Origin of the sequence: Cohnella sp. (genome assembly GCF_041640265.1) — a bacterium.
In the GTDB taxonomy this organism is placed as follows: Bacteria; Bacillota; Bacilli; order Paenibacillales; family Paenibacillaceae; genus Cohnella.
The window spans coordinates 46,939-63,183 of sequence record NZ_JBEQAP010000035.1; the positions used below are offsets into that span (position 1 = coordinate 46,939).

At 46.4% G+C, this 16,245-nt stretch carries 23 protein-coding genes; 21 read left to right on the top strand and 2 right to left on the bottom strand.

Annotation, left to right across the window (positions count from 1 at the left end):
- Positions 1-6: 6 nt before the first annotated feature.
- The 18 genes from rplO to ACESLK_RS21110 all read left to right on the top strand — a co-directional run bounded on the left by rplO (position 7) and on the right by ACESLK_RS21110 (position 12,530).
- Positions 7-450, top strand: a complete 444-nt coding sequence (gene rplO / locus ACESLK_RS21025; RefSeq protein WP_373231666.1) for a 50S ribosomal protein L15 — start codon at positions 7-9, stop codon at positions 448-450.
- Positions 450-1,748 carry a preprotein translocase subunit SecY gene (gene secY / locus ACESLK_RS21030; protein WP_373231667.1) on the top strand — a complete coding sequence of 433 codons (1,299 nt, stop codon included), beginning with the start codon at positions 450-452 and terminating at the stop codon, positions 1,746-1,748. The genes rplO and secY overlap by 1 nt, the downstream gene beginning before the upstream one ends.
- A 27-nt stretch (positions 1,749-1,775) precedes the next feature.
- The gene (locus tag ACESLK_RS21035) at positions 1,776-2,420 is read left to right on the top strand and encodes an adenylate kinase (protein ID WP_373231668.1); all 645 of its coding nucleotides are present in this window, start codon (positions 1,776-1,778) and stop codon (positions 2,418-2,420) included.
- Between the two features lie 6 nt (positions 2,421-2,426).
- Positions 2,427-3,173, top strand: coding sequence for a type I methionyl aminopeptidase (gene map / locus ACESLK_RS21040; RefSeq protein WP_373231669.1), 747 nt, complete (start codon positions 2,427-2,429; stop codon positions 3,171-3,173).
- 15 nt (positions 3,174-3,188) lie between these two features.
- Complete coding sequence (locus ACESLK_RS21045) at positions 3,189-3,545, top strand: hypothetical protein (RefSeq protein WP_373231671.1); 357 nt, start codon at positions 3,189-3,191, stop codon at positions 3,543-3,545.
- Between the two features lie 2 nt (positions 3,546-3,547).
- A complete protein-coding gene (gene infA, locus ACESLK_RS21050) occupies positions 3,548-3,763 on the top strand; it encodes a translation initiation factor IF-1 (RefSeq protein ID WP_116065578.1) in 216 nt (71 codons plus the stop codon).
- A gap of 135 nt (positions 3,764-3,898) precedes the next feature.
- Positions 3,899-4,012: a 50S ribosomal protein L36 gene (rpmJ, locus tag ACESLK_RS21055; RefSeq protein WP_003333770.1), complete on the top strand. Its 114-nt coding sequence runs from the start codon at positions 3,899-3,901 to the stop codon at positions 4,010-4,012.
- 22 nt (positions 4,013-4,034) lie between these two features.
- On the top strand, positions 4,035-4,403 hold the full coding sequence (rpsM, locus tag ACESLK_RS21060) for a 30S ribosomal protein S13 (protein ID WP_373231672.1): 369 nt from the start codon (positions 4,035-4,037) through the stop codon (positions 4,401-4,403).
- An 18-nt stretch (positions 4,404-4,421) separates the two neighbouring features.
- Positions 4,422-4,820 carry a 30S ribosomal protein S11 gene (gene rpsK, locus ACESLK_RS21065; RefSeq protein ID WP_373231673.1) on the top strand — a complete coding sequence of 133 codons (399 nt, stop codon included), beginning with the start codon at positions 4,422-4,424 and terminating at the stop codon, positions 4,818-4,820.
- A 166-nt stretch (positions 4,821-4,986) separates the two neighbouring features.
- On the top strand, positions 4,987-5,931 hold the full coding sequence (locus ACESLK_RS21070) for a DNA-directed RNA polymerase subunit alpha (protein WP_373231674.1): 945 nt from the start codon (positions 4,987-4,989) through the stop codon (positions 5,929-5,931).
- A 90-nt stretch (positions 5,932-6,021) separates the two neighbouring features.
- A complete protein-coding gene (rplQ, locus tag ACESLK_RS21075) occupies positions 6,022-6,387 on the top strand; it encodes a 50S ribosomal protein L17 (protein ID WP_373231675.1) in 366 nt (121 codons plus the stop codon).
- Between the two features lie 76 nt (positions 6,388-6,463).
- On the top strand, positions 6,464-7,321 hold the full coding sequence (gene truA, locus ACESLK_RS21080; RefSeq protein WP_373231676.1) for a tRNA pseudouridine(38-40) synthase TruA: 858 nt from the start codon (positions 6,464-6,466) through the stop codon (positions 7,319-7,321).
- A 230-nt stretch (positions 7,322-7,551) separates the two neighbouring features.
- Positions 7,552-7,989 carry a 50S ribosomal protein L13 gene (gene rplM, locus ACESLK_RS21085; RefSeq protein WP_373231677.1) on the top strand — a complete coding sequence of 146 codons (438 nt, stop codon included), beginning with the start codon at positions 7,552-7,554 and terminating at the stop codon, positions 7,987-7,989.
- An 18-nt stretch (positions 7,990-8,007) separates the two neighbouring features.
- Complete coding sequence (gene rpsI / locus ACESLK_RS21090) at positions 8,008-8,400, top strand: 30S ribosomal protein S9 (RefSeq protein WP_373231678.1); 393 nt, start codon at positions 8,008-8,010, stop codon at positions 8,398-8,400.
- Positions 8,401-8,591: 191 nt separating this feature from the next.
- Entirely contained in the window at positions 8,592-9,284 is a 693-nt protein-coding gene (locus ACESLK_RS21095) for a phosphoadenylyl-sulfate reductase (RefSeq protein WP_373231680.1), read from the top strand.
- Between the two features lie 62 nt (positions 9,285-9,346).
- The gene (sat, locus tag ACESLK_RS21100) at positions 9,347-10,525 is read left to right on the top strand and encodes a sulfate adenylyltransferase (RefSeq protein ID WP_373231681.1); all 1,179 of its coding nucleotides are present in this window, start codon (positions 9,347-9,349) and stop codon (positions 10,523-10,525) included.
- A 150-nt stretch (positions 10,526-10,675) separates the two neighbouring features.
- A complete protein-coding gene (gene cwlD / locus ACESLK_RS21105) occupies positions 10,676-11,365 on the top strand; it encodes an N-acetylmuramoyl-L-alanine amidase CwlD (RefSeq protein WP_373231682.1) in 690 nt (229 codons plus the stop codon).
- Between the two features lie 49 nt (positions 11,366-11,414).
- On the top strand, positions 11,415-12,530 hold the full coding sequence (locus ACESLK_RS21110) for a P-loop NTPase (RefSeq protein WP_373231683.1): 1,116 nt from the start codon (positions 11,415-11,417) through the stop codon (positions 12,528-12,530).
- Between the two features lie 104 nt (positions 12,531-12,634).
- Here the strand turns inward: ACESLK_RS21110 and gerD are convergent, their stop codons facing one another.
- A complete protein-coding gene (gene gerD, locus ACESLK_RS21115; protein ID WP_373231684.1) occupies positions 12,635-13,255 on the bottom strand; it encodes a spore germination lipoprotein GerD in 621 nt (206 codons plus the stop codon).
- Between the two features lie 140 nt (positions 13,256-13,395).
- On the opposite strand from gerD, the gene ACESLK_RS21120 reads away from it, so the two are divergent.
- Complete coding sequence (locus ACESLK_RS21120) at positions 13,396-14,007, top strand: KinB-signaling pathway activation protein (protein ID WP_373231685.1); 612 nt, start codon at positions 13,396-13,398, stop codon at positions 14,005-14,007.
- On the opposite strand, the gene pdaB is transcribed toward ACESLK_RS21120, so the two are convergent.
- Positions 14,008-14,799, bottom strand: coding sequence for a polysaccharide deacetylase family sporulation protein PdaB (gene pdaB, locus ACESLK_RS21125; RefSeq protein ID WP_373231687.1), 792 nt, complete (start codon positions 14,797-14,799; stop codon positions 14,008-14,010).
- A gap of 131 nt (positions 14,800-14,930) precedes the next feature.
- Between pdaB and ACESLK_RS21130 the strand changes: the two genes are divergently transcribed.
- Complete coding sequence (locus ACESLK_RS21130; protein ID WP_373231688.1) at positions 14,931-15,539, top strand: stage II sporulation protein M; 609 nt, start codon at positions 14,931-14,933, stop codon at positions 15,537-15,539.
- Positions 15,540-15,684: 145 nt separating this feature from the next.
- Positions 15,685-15,915, top strand: coding sequence for a hypothetical protein (locus ACESLK_RS21135; RefSeq protein WP_373231689.1), 231 nt, complete (start codon positions 15,685-15,687; stop codon positions 15,913-15,915).
- Positions 15,916-16,245 lie beyond the last annotated feature (330 nt).

The following is a 16,245-nucleotide window of genomic DNA, read 5'->3' on the forward strand; positions in this document are numbered from 1 at the left end:
CGTACGATGAAATTGCATGAGCTATCTCCGAACGAAGGCTCAACGTTCTCCCCTAAGCGGAGAGGACGCGGTGCTGGTAGCGGACTCGGCAAAACTGCCGGTCGCGGTCATAAAGGGCAAAATGCTCGTTCTGGCGGCGGTGTTCGTCCCGGTTTCGAGGGTGGACAAAACCCACTTTACCGTCGAGTTCCGAAACGCGGATTTAACAATGACCGTTTTGCTACTGTCTACGCGATTGTCAATCTGGATCAGCTGAACCGTTTTGAAGCTGGTACAGAAGTGACACCGGATTTGCTGCTTAACGAGGGCATTCTCAAAAACCCTAAAGATGGAATAAAGATTCTGGGCAATGGTGATCTGAACGTGAAGCTGACTGTTAAAGCTCATAAGTTCTCTCAGTCTGCAACAGAAAAAATTCAGGCCGCCGGCGGTTCAACCGAGGTGATTTAATGTTCGCGACCGTCACTAACATTTGGAAAGTCGAGGACCTTCGCAAGAGGATCCTGTTCACCCTTTTCATCCTGTTTGTTTATCGGGTCGGTTCCTTTATTCCGGTTCCGAACATTAATAAGGACGTTCTAACGATGGCCGACCAACAGGGCACAGACCTGTTCGGCCTTCTGAACACCTTCTCTGGCGGTGCATTGTTCAACTTCTCCATTTTTGCTCTGGGGATTACACCGTACATTACAGCTTCGATTATCGTTCAATTGCTCTCCATGGATGTCATTCCGAAGTTTTCCGAATGGCAGAAGGAAGGCGAGAATGGTAAACGTAAGCTCGCACAGATAACACGTTACGGGACAATAGTTCTGGGGCTTATCCAAGCATTTGCTACGGCTATCGGCTTTAACCGGATGTACAATTTCGATATGGTCATTGATCCTAGTACAGCAACATATCTTATGATTGCTATTGTTTTGACAGCTGGTACCGCGTTTCTCATGTGGCTTGGAGAGCAAATCAATGAAAAGGGTATCGGCAACGGTATCTCGATCTTGATCTTCGCAGCGATCGTTGCATCCATTCCTAAGCATGCTCGCGATATCTACGCTGATCAATTCACTAACGCGGATCAATTGTTCCTTAATGTCGTTAAGATGGTAATCATTCTAGTGGTAGTCATTCTGATTATCATTGGTGTTATCTTCATCCAGCAAGGTGTACGTAAAATCCCGGTACAGTATGCTAAACGGGTTGTTGGGCAAAAAATGTATGGAGGCCAATCCACTCATATTCCTCTTAAAGTGAATGGTGCAGGCGTAATTCCGGTAATCTTCGCAGTATCACTACTGATGTTCCCGATCACGATCGCACAATTTTGGGCTAACCAAACCTGGGCGCAATGGATCATTGAACATATGTACTATGACAAGCCTCTAGGCATGGTATTGTACATTCTGTTGATCATAGGATTTACTTTCTTCTACACTTTCGTTCAATTTAATCCGCAGCAATTGGCGGACAATATGAAGAAAAACGGCGGTTATATTCCAGGCATTCGCCCGGGTAAACCGACAGAAGGCTTCTTAATGCGGGTAATCACTCGAATTACATTAGCGGGCGCGATTTTCTTGGCGGTCATTTCCGTAATTCCTGTGTTCTTCGGATCATTGGCTGGATTACCGCAGTCCGTTCAACTGGGTGGTACTTCTCTCTTGATCGTAATCGGGGTTGCACTTGAAACCATGAAACAAATCGAGAGCCAGTTGATCAAACGCCACTACAAAGGTTTCATCAATAAGTAATGAATGAGACGGACAGGAGGAACAGCAATGAACATCTTGTTTATGGGGCCTCCTGGCGCCGGTAAAGGAACGCAGGCAGAACGGATTGTCGAGAAGTTTGGCATTCCGCACATCTCAACCGGTGATGCGTTTCGTTTAGCCATGAAGCAAGGCACACCACTTGGAATCAAGGCCAAGGAGTACGTTGACCAAGGCCTGCTAGTTCCAGACGAAGTGACGAATGGGATTGTAAGAGATCGACTTGCTGAAGCCGATTGCGCCAACGGGTTTCTGTTGGACGGGTTTCCAAGGACGCTCGCACAAGCTGAAGCACTTGACGGTATGTTAGCCGAAATGGGTCGTAAGATTGATCATGTCGTTAATCTGAGAGTAGATCGCAGCTTCTTGCTCGCTCGACTTACGGGAAGACGGATATGTAAATCTTGCGGCACAACGTATCATATTATTTTTAACCCGCCTAAACAGGAAGGTATCTGTGATAAAGACGGGGGAGAGCTGTATCAGCGTTCCGATGATACCGAAGAAAAAGTGGGAACCCGTCTTGATGAATATACTAGCAAAACGGCTCCGCTTCTGACGTATTACGGCGACAAAGGATCGCTCCGCGAAGTAGACGGGGAGAAGGAAATCGATGAGGTTACAACCGATATCGCTTCCCTTCTCAGAGGGTAATCAGCCATGATCGTATGCAAGTCTGAAAATGAAATTAACTTGATGCGTGATGCGGGTCGGATCGTTGCAGAGACGCACCGTCTGATGAAACAGGCGGTTGTTCCTGGTGTTACGACTGCTGAATTAGATCGGATAGCCGATAAATTCATCCGAAGCCAAGGCGCTGTCCCCTCTTTCAAAGGCTACAACGGTTTTCCGTCGAGTATATGTGCATCCATTAACGAGGAGCTTGTTCATGGGTTCCCCGGTACAAGGAAGCTCATAGAAGGCGATATCATCAGCATCGATATTGGCGCACAGTATCAAGGTTATCACGGCGATTCCGCCTGGACCTACGGTGTCGGGAAAATTTCCGATGAAGCACAACGCTTGCTGGATGTGACGGAAGCATCGCTTTATGCGGGTCTCGAGTTAGTTGGTCCAGAAGTGAGGCTGTATACCGTATCCCATGGCATTCAGAAAGTGATCGAAGAGGCGGGCTTCTCGGTGGTCAGAGAATATGTCGGACATGGCATAGGTGCTGATCTTCACGAGGAACCGCAAATTCCGAATTATGGCGTTCCCGACCGCGGACCGCGGTTGAAACCAGGAATGACACTCGCGATCGAACCGATGGTCGTCGTGGGAGAACGTTACGTGAAGACTTTGTCCGACAATTGGACAGTCGTCACCGTGGACGGATCGCTGTGCGCGCATTTCGAGCATACGATTGCCGTAACCGAAGACGGGTTTGAAATCCTAACCCGTGCGTAAAGCTAGGTGAATGTTATGACGGTAAACGTTAAGTTGGAACCCGGAGACATCGTGAGAAGCCGGCGTGGAAGAGATGAAGGGCAATTAGTAATCGTAATCGCCCTCGTTGATGAGCGATTCGCGCTCGTGGCTGACGGCGATAAACGCCGGTTCGATCGGCCTAAACGCAAAAACGTGCTGCATCTCGAACCGATCGGGACCCGAAGCGAGGAAGTCGCGAATAGCCTTCGCGATACCGGACGCGTGACCAACGCGAAACTCCGGTATGCTATCGGACAAATCGAACAACGGCTCGTAACGATCGATGAGCGAGAGCAAAACTCCGCGCCATCGATTGCACTCGAAATGCATGCTGTAGAGAAAGGAGAATGACGGTGGCCAAAGAGGACGTCATCGAGGTGGAAGGAACGGTCGTTGAGCCGCTACCGAACGCAATGTTCAAAGTAGAGCTTGAGAATGGACATCAAATCCTAGCGCATGTTTCCGGCAAGCTTCGGATGCATTTCATACGGATTCTAACGGGGGACAAGGTTGTTATTCAACTGTCACCTTATGATCTGACGCGGGGCCGTATCACCTACCGCAAATAAGCTCGTCCGGTCTACCGAAGCGCGTGACGGTCGAACCGCAAAGTAAATAACGCGCAAGTTCGTTCGCACTCGTGACGACCGAACCGCGACGCCAAAGCCGAGTAAGTTCGATCGCACTTTAAGGAGGGTATTATCATGAAGGTGAGACCTTCGGTCAAACCGATTTGCGAGAAATGCAAAGTCATTCGCCGCAAAGGCAACGTGATGGTTATCTGTGAGAATCCGAAACATAAACAAAAACAAGGCTAAATAAGAGGAGGTGCTCCTACACATGGCACGTTTATCTGGTGTTGACCTTCCACGTGACAAACGCGTGGAAATAGCCCTGACGTACATCTTCGGGATTGGTAAGCCAACTTCCCAGAGAATTCTAACGTCCACTGGGATCAACCCTAACACTCGCGTTCGTGATCTGACGGAAGATGAGTTAGCTCGTCTTCGTGAAACGATCGACAAGGAACAAAAGGTTGAGGGCGACTTACGTCGTGAAATTGCACTAAACATCAAACGGCTGATTGAAATCGGCTGCTATCGAGGCATCCGTCACCGCCGCGGCCTGCCGGTTCGCGGTCAACGTTCGAAAACGAACGCCCGTACGCGCAAAGGTCCACGCCGTACAGTAGCGAACAAGAAGAAGTAATAAGGGGGGATAACAAACATGGCACAAAAAGGCAAGAAAGTCGTCCGCACCAAGCGTCGTGATCGGAAAAACATTGATACGGGTGTAGCACATATCCGTTCCACGTTTAACAATACAATTGTAACGATTACAGATCCGCACGGAAACGCGATCTCCTGGGCGAGCTCAGGTAACCTTGGCTTTAAAGGCTCCCGTAAAAGCACGCCTTTCGCTGCTCAAATGGCAGCTGAATCTGCAGCTCGCGCTGCGATGGAACACGGAATGCGTCTGGTTGAAGTCTCAGTTAAAGGTCCTGGCGCAGGCCGCGAAGCCGCGATTCGTTCGTTGCAAGCCGCAGGTCTTGAAGTCAGCATGATCCGCGACGTTACTCCAATCCCGCATAACGGATGCCGTCCTCCGAAGCGCCGTCGCGTATAGCAACGTTGTAATGTGGTATCAAACAAGAACAACTTGAGAATAATGGTTGTAACGGTTAGGCATACTACATGGTTTACCCCATAAACATTTCGCCTTGTAAAGGCTGAACCATTTAGTTTGGGTGAACAAACGGCAACGTCAGCGACGTTTGAAGGAGGTTTTGGTTATGATAGTGATTGAAAAGCCGAAAATCGATTCTGTGGAAATTCAAGATGATAAGAGATATGGCCGGTTTGTCGTAGAACCGCTTGAGCGCGGCTACGGGATGACATTGGGTAACTCGCTTCGTCGCATTCTGTTGTCGTCCCTGCCGGGCGCAGCTGTTGTATCCGTACAAATTGACGGAGTACTTCATGAATTTTCCACGATTCCAGGTGTAATTGAGGATGTAACACAAATCATCCTTAACTTGAAACGTCTTTCTCTAAAGATACACTCCGATGAGGAGAAAGTGCTTGAGATCGATGCGGAAGGTGATGGCGTCATAACTGCCGGAGATATCCGTGCGGACAGCGACGTTGAAATCCTTAACCCGGATTTGCACATCGCAACTCTGGCTTCTGGTGCGCGTTTACACATGCGTATCTTTGCTAGAATTGGACGTGGTTACGTTCCGTCAGATCGTAACAAGAAGGATGATCAACCGATTGGTGTTATTCCAATCGATTCGATCTATACACCTATAACCCGCGTTAATTATCAAGTTGAGAATACCCGCGTTGGTCAAGTAACGAACTATGACAAGCTTACGCTTGAAGTTTGGACCGATGGCAGTATCAGACCTGAAGAAGCGGTTAGCTTGGGTGCGAAGATCCTGACTGATCACTTATCCTTATTCGTGGGTCTCACGGATGAAGCCAAAGATACCGAAACGATGAAGGAAAAGGAAGAGGACAAGAAGGAAAAAGTGCTCGAGATGACTATCGAAGAGCTAGATCTTTCTGTTCGCTCCTATAACTGCCTCAAACGTGCGGGCATCAATACTGTTCAAGAGCTTATTACGAAATCCGAAGAAGACATGATGAAGGTCCGAAATCTAGGCCGCAAGTCTTTAGAAGAAGTTCAAGAGAAGCTTGAAGAGCTTGGATTGGGTCTGAAGTTCGAGGAGTAGCATCGTAATTGATTTATAGCATCTTTGTGACGATCTAGTACAGTTGCTGTTGGCACTGCTACAGTCGCGCAAGAGAAGGAGGGAAATACGATGGCCTATCAAAAACTGAGTCGCGATTCCAGCTCGCGGAAAGCACTTTTCCGTGATTTGGTTACCGACCTGTTCCTGTACGAGCGCATTCAAACGACTGAAGCGAAAGCTAAGGAAGTGCGCTCCATTGCCGAGAAGTTAATTACTCTCGCTAAACGCGGCGACCTGCACGCGCGTCGTCAGGTTGCGGCATTCGTGCGTCGTGAGAGCCTTGATGGCGATCAAGATGCCATCCAAAAACTATTCTCCGAGTTGGCACCGCGTTATGCGGAGCGTCCTGGTGGATATACACGCATTTTGAAGCTCGGACCCCGTCGCGGAGATTCAGCTCCGATGGTATATCTCGAGCTTGTTGATCGCGCGTAAGAACGGAGCAAAGAAGGATGGACCGAATCCAGTATTCGGATCATCCTTTTTTTGTACGCCTTTAGGAGGTGAAATGATGCGTAATATTGGTCTTATTGTCAGCTATGACGGGACGAATTATTATGGTTTTCAGAGTCAGCCTAGCGGGAATACGATTCAGGATAAAATACAGGATGCGATATTTGTGTTATCAGGTGAACGCGTTCGCCTGACGGGTTCTGGACGGACCGACGCAGGTGTCCATGCGAGAGGCCAAGTTGCTAACTTCAGCAGCACCTCGAGAATTCCGATAGAACGCTGGATGCTGGCACTGAATACAAGACTTCCTAACGACATTGTAGTTCAAGGTATGGTTGAAATGCCGGATCACTTTCATGCTCGGCGCAAGGCTATTAGTAAAACGTATCGCTATACGATCAATTGCAACCGAAATCCAGATTTATTTCGCAGGCGTTATGAGTTTCATCATCCGACCCCGCTTGATTTTGATGCTATGCGCAAAGCTCTCAATCATTTGCTCGGAGAGCATGACTTTTCTTCATTCACTGCACCCCAATCAACGAAGCCGAGTCATGTTCGCACGATACTGGATGTCAGGCTGGATATTGAGGCAAAGTGCAATACGGCTCACCTATTTCCCGATTCACAAGCTGTACTAGACAGAGACCAACTCTGGTATCCCGGAAAACAGCGTGGAGTTATCCATCTTTATATAACCGGATCTGGTTTTCTATATAACATGGTGCGCATCATTGCGGGTACGCTTATACAGGTAGGTGAGGGTAAAATAGCTTCTTCGGATATGACATCGATACTTGCCTCTCAGAATCGAGCGAAGGCAGGTCCAACTGCTGTCCCGCAAGGACTTACCCTATGGCAAGTCGATTATGACGACGAGTATGGAAAAATAATAAGCAGTGGTCATTCTCAATAAAAAATTACTTGCATAAATTCTAGATTTCATGTACAATAAATTTTGTGCTTTCTTCACGGCTACCCACGGCCCCAGTGGAGAATGACACTTTTTCTGTGTGTTTAGTGACAGGGATTCTCAACCAGTCATTATCCAACGGATACAACCTTAATTTATAAATAAAAGCTACTTCAGATGGTAATCGACGTAACACATAAAAGCAGGGAAGTAACCCCGAAGGAGGATGTTTCATGCGTACCACTTATATGGCTAAGCCGCTTGAAGTTGAACGTAAATGGCACCTGATCGATGCCGAAGGAAAAACACTTGGTCGTTTGGCTAGTGAAGCTGCTGCATTGCTTCGCGGTAAGCACAAACCAGAATTCACTCCACATATCGATACTGGTGATTTCGTTATTGTCATCAATGCGGAGAAGATTGTTCTTACTGGTAAGAAAATGCAACAAAAGAAATACTACACTCATTCTCACTACCCAGGTGGTTTGAAGACTACGACTGCAGCTGAGATGATCAACAAAAAGCCTCATCGCATTATTGAATTGGCTGTATACGGAATGCTTCCAAAGAACAAGCTTGGCAGCGCGCTTCAAGGAAAGTTGAAAGTTTATGCAGGAACTGAACATCCACATCAAGCCCAACAACCTGAAGTTTACGAACTTCGCGGATAATAAAAGGAGGACTTTCGAATGGCTCAAGTGCAATATTTAGGAACGGGTCGCCGCAAGCACTCCGTAGCGCGGGTTCGACTCGTGCCGGGTGAAGGCCGCATCGTGATCAATAAACGTGAAATTAACGACTACTTCGACCTTGAAACGTTGAAGCTGATTGTTAAACAGCCTTTAAACCTGACTGAAACTGTAAGCAAATACGATATACTTATTTTGGCTCATGGCGGCGGAACTTCCGGTCAAGCCGGCGCTATCCGTCACGGGATTTCTCGTGCACTTCTTAAAGCAGACCCTGAATTGCGTCCTGCACTTAAGAAGGCTGGATTCCTTACTCGTGACCCGCGTATGAAGGAACGTAAGAAATACGGGTTGAAAGCGGCTCGCCGTGCTCCCCAATTCTCTAAACGTTAATATTATCGAACTTCACACGGTGCCTTTCTCCCATTCCTTTATAATGGTGGGAAAGGCACTTTTTTATGTGTAGAAATGTACTCTGGAATAGAATGGGATAGTTAAGTTTGCGTTGAACATTCTTATCTGTAGGCGTATAATATAAACAATTCATACTTATATACTAGGAATTTAAATGGAGGTTAACGTTTATGAATCTGATTGAAAAAGAAATGCTTATTAATCAAAAAGCGGTGGAGTTCGAGGATGCATCACCGGAGACGGTTATTGCATGGGCGATCCAGACGTTTCCGAATATTACTTTTGCCTGCAGCTTCGGTGCTGAAGATGTAGTGCTTGTGGATATGATTCAGAAGATCAGTCCTTCCACTGACATTTTCTACCTTGATACAGATTTTCACTTCAAGGAAACCTATGAGACTCGGGACCGTATGGCTGCAAAGTATGGAATGTCATTTGTAAGGGTGCAACCAAAGCTTACTCCTGAGGAGCAAGCCATTCAGCATGGTGAAGCGATGTGGAAGAGTGATCCGAACGGATGCTGTGCTATCCGCAAAGTTGAACCGTTGACACGTATTTTGTCTCAATATGATGCATGGATTACAGGTATTCGCCGCGATCAAGCCCCTACTCGCGCTAATTCGAAGAAGGTCGAGTATGATACGAAGTTTGGTTTAGTTAAGTTTAATCCATTAGCGTCTTGGACTTCTGACGATGTATGGAATTATATTCGGGCAAATGATGTCATCTACAATCCATTACATGACCAGAATTTCCCGAGTATCGGTTGTGAATACTGTACAAAAGCGGTAATGCCGGGCGAAGATCCGCGTGCAGGCCGTTGGGCTGGTAATGAAAAGACAGAGTGCGGGCTGCACAAATAAATCAAAGTTACTAACAAGTTATCCACATTACCTGAAATGAATAAGAAGGAGCTACTCAGAGCATGAGCGCAATACAACCACATGGCGGTACTTTGATTAATCGGGTGTTGGAAGGACAGGAACGTGAGATCCTTCTAAGCAAGGCTGCTAAGCTAACCTCAATATCGGTAAATACTTGGACCATTTCGGATTTAGATCTCATCGGTGTGGGTGCATTCAGTCCGCTTACTGGTTTTATGAATGAGACGGATTACCTCTCCGTAGTAAACACGATGCGTCTATCCAACGGCTTGATATGGAGTATTCCGATTACGCTTGCTGTAACGATTGATCAGGCCTCTAAGCTTTCGGTCGGTCAACAAGCAGCGCTTATTGGAGATAATGATGGAGTCATTTACGCAGTCATTGACATCGATAGCATTTATAAGGTCGACAAGCACCATGAAGCCATTCAAATCTTTAAGACAGACGATATGGAGCATCCTGGTGTCGTGAAATTATTCGATCGCCCAGATACCTACGTTGGTGGATCGATACAAATATTGAACCGCCCGCAGCCAGAGAAGTTCACTGAATTTTATTTCGATCCAAGTGAAACGCGACAGACATTCGCTGAGAAGGGTTGGAATACAGTAGTTGGCTTCCAAACGCGTAATCCGGTACACAGAGCGCATGAGTACATTCAGAAGGCAGCAATGGAAATTGTGGATGGCTTGTTCTTAAATCCTCTAGTTGGTGAGACCAAATCAGATGATGTACCGGCGAATGTGAGAATGAAGAGTTATCTGGCCCTGTTGGAAAATTACTATCCTGCAGATCGTGCGTTTCTTGGCGTATTTCCAGCAGCTATGCGTTATGCCGGGCCGCGCGAAGCGATTTTCCACGCATTAGTGCGTAAAAACTACGGATGTTCACATTTCATCGTAGGTCGGGACCATGCAGGTGTTGGCGACTATTACGGGACTTATGAAGCGCAGGATCTTCTGAAGACATTCCCGGTAGAAGAGCTCGGCATTACACCCCTTTACTTCGAGCATAGCTTCTTCTGTACGAAATGCGGTAACATGGCTTCAAGTAAAACGTGCCCGCATGACAAGGAGCATCATCTAACTTTATCTGGCACCAAAGTACGTGCGCTGCTGCGCGATGGAATTTGTCCGCCTCCTGAGTTTTCGCGACCGGAAGTGGCTTCTATCTTAATCGAAGGTATGGCCGAAGCAAGCAAAACTTACGTAATCTAAATCATAATTATCCACCTTGTCCCATATGATGTAGGGAGCTTTCCCGGGATGGGGTGGATTTTATTGTTTAATGGATATGGATCACGATTATGGTCCCAATTGAGACGTCGTCGTCTGGTAATATGGATGACACGCCGGGGGTTGCTAAGAATGACTATCGTCGTTTGTTTAATCATGCTGACAGCGACAGTGTTCTTAAGTGAAATCCCTGCTTCGCGGACATGGACCCATTGGACCTTGCCCTTAACGGGTAAGGTCATCGCATTGGACGCTGGCCACGGCGGAGCGGATGGGGGAGCAGTAAGTCGTGATGGAGTCATCGAGAAGGACTTGAATCTTGCCATCGTACTGTATTTAAGAGATTACCTGCAGCAAGCAGGGGCATTAGTTCAGCTTACACGTGAAGGGGATTACGACTTAGCCTCTCCAGATACAAAAGGATATTCTCGACGCAAAACGGAAGACCTTCTGAAGAGAGTGGATAAAGTTCGTGAACAGCAGGCCTATATGACCATCAGTATACATATGAACAGTATTCCATCCCCGACATGGTCTGGAGCGCAAACCTTCTACTCTGCTCATAATGCGGAGAATCAGCGATTGGCTTCTGCTATACAGGCAGAAATTCGAGAGGCTCTGGGTAATACACAGCGTATCGCGAAAAAAGCAGACAAAATCTACTTGCTAAAAACGTTAAATATGCCAACCGCATTAGTGGAGGTTGGATTTCTGTCTCATCCGGAAGAGGCTAGTCTACTTGCGGATGAGGAGTACCAACGAAAGGTCGCAGCAGCCATATACCGCGGTATCCTTAGTTACAGCTCCGGTGAAGCTGGTTAACCTGTGCTATAATAAGAAAAATGTTAAATTGTAGATGGGGGTCGAACTCGTGGTCACCAGGGAAACGATATTAGAAGTACTTCATGAGGTGCTTGAACCGACATTAAAGCAAAGTATTACGAAATTAGGTATGGTTCGCGATGTGGTTGTTCAGGATAATTCGGTGTCATTGACGGTTATCCATCACCCTGATAGCCTGAGTTTTAAGGAGCAGCTGGAGCAAGAATTAACGGATATATTAGAACGAGCTGGCGTGTTAAATCCACATCTTCGGTTCCGTTCAATGACGGATCATGAAATTGCCGATGTGCTAGTCAAGTTACAACCACCAGTCCAAACAAGCGCGCAGACAACGGTTCCCGTGCAAGGGCATGGTGCAGGAATGGAAAAACACCCGTTGCTTCACCCGGAGAGCGGAGTTGAGTTTATTGCTGTTGCAAGCGGTAAGGGCGGCGTAGGTAAATCGACGGTAACCGTTAACCTTGCTGTCGCTCTAGCTCGTCAAGGGAAGCGAGTAGGGCTTATAGACAGCGATATCTACGGCTTCAGTGTACCTGACATGATGGGGATCGAAGAGCGTCCGGAGCAAATTGGGGATAAGATTAAGCCAGTTGAACGTTTTGGAGTTAAAGTGATATCAATGGGCTTCTTCGTTGAAGATAACAGTCCGATCGTATGGCGCGGCCCCATGCTTGGGAAGATGCTGCGCAACTTCTTCGCGGAGATCGAATGGGGCGAATTAGATTATTTACTTCTTGATTTGCCGCCGGGGACAGGTGACGTTGCGCTTGATGTTCACCAAATGATTCCGCAGAGCAAGGAAATCATCGTCACGACTCCTCATGCTACTGCAGCATTCGTAGCTGCACGCGCCGGCTCGATGGCCCTTCGCACAAACCATGAAATTATTGGGGTCGTTGAGAATATGTCTTATTTTGAAAGCAAAGAAACAGGTGTAAGGGAGTATGTATTTGGTCGAGGCGGCGGGGGGCGTCTAGCTGAAACTTTAAATACAGTACTTCTAGCTCAGTTCCCTTTAGGGGCACCGGACAACCATCCTTCGGAGCCTGATTATTCACCATCCGTGTACAAAGCGGATACGGATATGGGCCGTGAGTACCTGTCGCTCGCGCAATCCGTTATTGCTCGTTGCGAAAGGTCATAAGAAGTTGTTCGGACGAAGAAAATAAAAGCGGTTGAGCAGGAAGTTGCTCAACCGCTTTTCCGCAACTTTGGGGGATAATTAATGCAAATGATTTTTCGCCATCTTTATTTCTTTTCCTTTTCCTTCTTTTTCACGGGCTCTGGAGTTAATTCGTCTTTAACAATACCTTGCAGCAACTTCATGATCTCTAATTTGAAGAGTGGGTTTTCCATTGATTCTTTTACTGAGCTCATAACAAGTTTACGCACATCGGCTGTTTTCATGGAATCGGTCATGATCTTAACCATCTCCGGTGTCTTAAACATACCTACAAGCTCTTTCTGATACCCTGGATCCTTCATCAGATCTTTATGGATTTGCTTATTATCCTTACTTACCGCCTTAGCGAACTCGCCGGCAAAATTAGGATCCTTCATAATTTTTTCAAGAACCACAGAGTACTCAGGTGAGACTAATACATCTTTAACTGCAAGTCTGACCTGAATTTGGTCAGCAGGTGTCATCCCTTTCATATGCAAAGAGCTCCCGCCTAATTGGGCCATCGAAGCTTTTTGCATGGCCTTCTGAGCTTCTTCTGAACCTAGGATATCAACAACCATTGATTTCACTTCTTTGTAACTTATTTGTTCGCCGCCACCACCACCGCCTTCGGGACCACAAGAAACAAGCAATAACAATAAAGATATACTCAATAGGCATCCAAACCATTGCAATCGATAACGCATACTGAATCAATCATCTCCCTTCTGTTAGGGTTATGGCTGTAGTATGCTTCTCAAACCTTGTGAATATAAGGTGACGTTCATGGCTTTTTGGCTAGATCATGGTAAAATGGATGTGGATGAAACAGAGGAGGAATATGGCTTTGAATTTGCGTAAATGGATGAAATTATTCGGGACTACAATATTGATTGGTGCTTTAGCCGCAATGGTAACGGGTGTCTGCATGCAATTGACAGATCCGGATTTCCGTAATATTGCGGCAGATGGATGGCTGTATAACATATTAATGATGTCACTGATTGGATTGACATTCGGAGCGTTTGCCCATATGGGCTTTTTTGCTTATCTTATGCTTAATTATATCTCGCGCAGTATTTTTAAGCGTCCTTACACTTGGGTGGCTCTGCAGGGCTTCATTGCTTTGTTCGTATTGGTCGAAATCGCTTATTGGACTTATGATTCCAACTTTCCTATCTATACATTCTGGGTCGTACCTTTACTATTGCTCGTGGCTTCCGTTGTTGCAGCATGGAGAAAAACACGCGAGACAACGGAGGGTGCGTGGATTCCCACCTTGTTTTTCCTGATCGTAATTACGGTATTAGAAGGAATTCCGGCTTTCCGGACAGGGCAGATATCATCGCTTATCTTTCAGTTGATTCCCTTATTTGTCTGTAATGTCTATCAGATCATGCAACTGCACCGTATTCTTGGTGATAAAGCAATCGCTTCATCACCGACAGAAGCTGCCTAGTTACGGTAATGCGAGCTCGTTCCATGCGGAACGGTCTTCAACGGTTTGTCCCTTCGTCTCCGTCTGATTAATCATCTGGGATACCGTTACGAATTCATAACCCTTGGCTCTCAGTTGGTCAATAATCTCCGGCAGCGCTTCGTGAGTTTGCTTACAAGAATCGCTGGCATGCAGCAGAATGATATCGCCGGGATGGGCTTTGCCTACTACGCGCTGGACTATTGTGTCCACTCCGGGGTTTTTCCAATCTAATGAATCGGTGTCCCACTGTATGACCTTGTAATTAAGATTCTCCGCAATACGAAGCACCCGTTTGTCGAAATCACCGTTGGGCATGCGAATCAGGTTAGGGGACTTACCCGTCATGTCAGTCAGGATGCCATGGGCGGTTGTGATCTGTTTGCGAATATCCTCATCGCTGTATTGGCTGTAGTTATCGTGCTTATGACCATGACTGCCAATTTCATATCCGGCTTCAGTAATTTTTTTTACGATGTCCGGATGCGATTTACTCCAAGGGGAGGAGAGGAAGAAGGTGACGTTCTGGACATTTTTGTTTTTGAGAATCTCAAGAATGGGCTCGGCACGCGTTTCTCCCCAGCTAATATCGAAGGTGAGCGCCACAACTTTTCGCTCTGTAGGTACGCTGTAGACCGCTGCTGGTGGGTGAGGTGCGAATACGCTTAAATTATTTTTCTCAACCCAAATGACAGCAATGGAGAGGATCGCAGCTAATGTTAAGAAGAAGATCTTTTTAATGCGCCGTCCATTGACCACTAAAAAATAGTTCATAAGTGATGATCGGCTCCTTTCCAGAATAGAGTGTTTGTACTATCAATGTATGCTTGACCCATAGAGTTATTCATGTTGAAGAGCGCAACGTAAGCAGTTATATTAATGTTCGCATTGGAGGGGTAGTCAGAATGTTTACGCGTCAGGGGCTATTGCAGTCGTGGAAAGAAATTCGTCCTTATTTTATTTTCTCAATTATCTTATTTTTTGCAGGGGTTGTTGTAGGGGGATCCCCAAGCTCGCCCGAGGAATGGTTAAGTCAGCAGCTTAAAGGCATTGAGCAAATATCCAATACAGTTAATAAGTCGGCTACTCCAGAATTAACGATGTTTATGCTTGTTGCCTCTAATAACATCTTTATATCGATTTTAGCGATGGGACTTGGGATTATCGGTGGGATTCTTCCTATTTTCATGTTGGTGACTAATGGGATGGTGCTTGGTTATTTGTTTAATGGAATTGCTCAAGAGGGACATAACGTATGGTGGTTAATTGTAAAAGCTGTGCTTCCGCACGGGATCATCGAACTGTCTGCGGTATTTCTTGCCTGTGCTTTTGGCTTGCGTTTTGGATTGACCTTACTTAAAGGGATGCTGGGTTCTGTCTTAGGCAAAGAAAAAGCATGGCAGCCTTTCGTACGTACGGCCATCGGTTCGATCCCGGCTATCATCCTTGTTACGGTAATGTTAATCGTTGCTGCTGTGGTGGAGAGTACGATTACTTATTGGATCATGAGCTAGAGTTTTTTTAGAAACGGGAATGCCTGTCATAAAGTTAGCAAAAAAAGAGCATAACAGTAGGACGTGCTGAATAAGGGTGTGTGGGATGTTAGTCCATGGCTCTTCGTAGGCAAATGCTGCTTGTTCACAGGAGGGTCCGCACCCTATGCTCGGAATGATGTTTACGGATAAGGAATGTAAAGAGCTAGATTACTTATTGCGCAAAGAAATGGACGAGATGCTGCTGGATATGAGAGATCGGCGCTTAGACGGTCCAGTTAAAGAAGCGATATCCAAGCGTTATAAAATCATCTTCCGTATGTATGCGCGCATAGCTCCACCAAGAGAGTTGTCGCGATATGCCATGGGACTGCGATCACAAAGACAAAAAAGTTGAAATAATGCTTGACCGACAGCCTACTAATATGTTAAATTATCATTCGCCCCACTTTTTGAGGGGCAAGCGGACATGTTAAAGAATTGGTCGATATGGATTGTAAGAAAATACCTGTTGCCAATCGCTAGTCTGCTGTGATATATTATAAAAGTCGCCGTTAGCGCGGAAGACAAAGAAAAGCTTCACAACAGTAACACAAATTGTTCTTTGAAAACTGAACATTGAGCGTAAGAAAATGAACAAAACGTCGGAAGGTAGCTTCGGTTACCGGAAGGCAAACCAGTTGTAAAGATTGAGCCTTCGGGTTCTTCGGTATAGCGACATTCAACT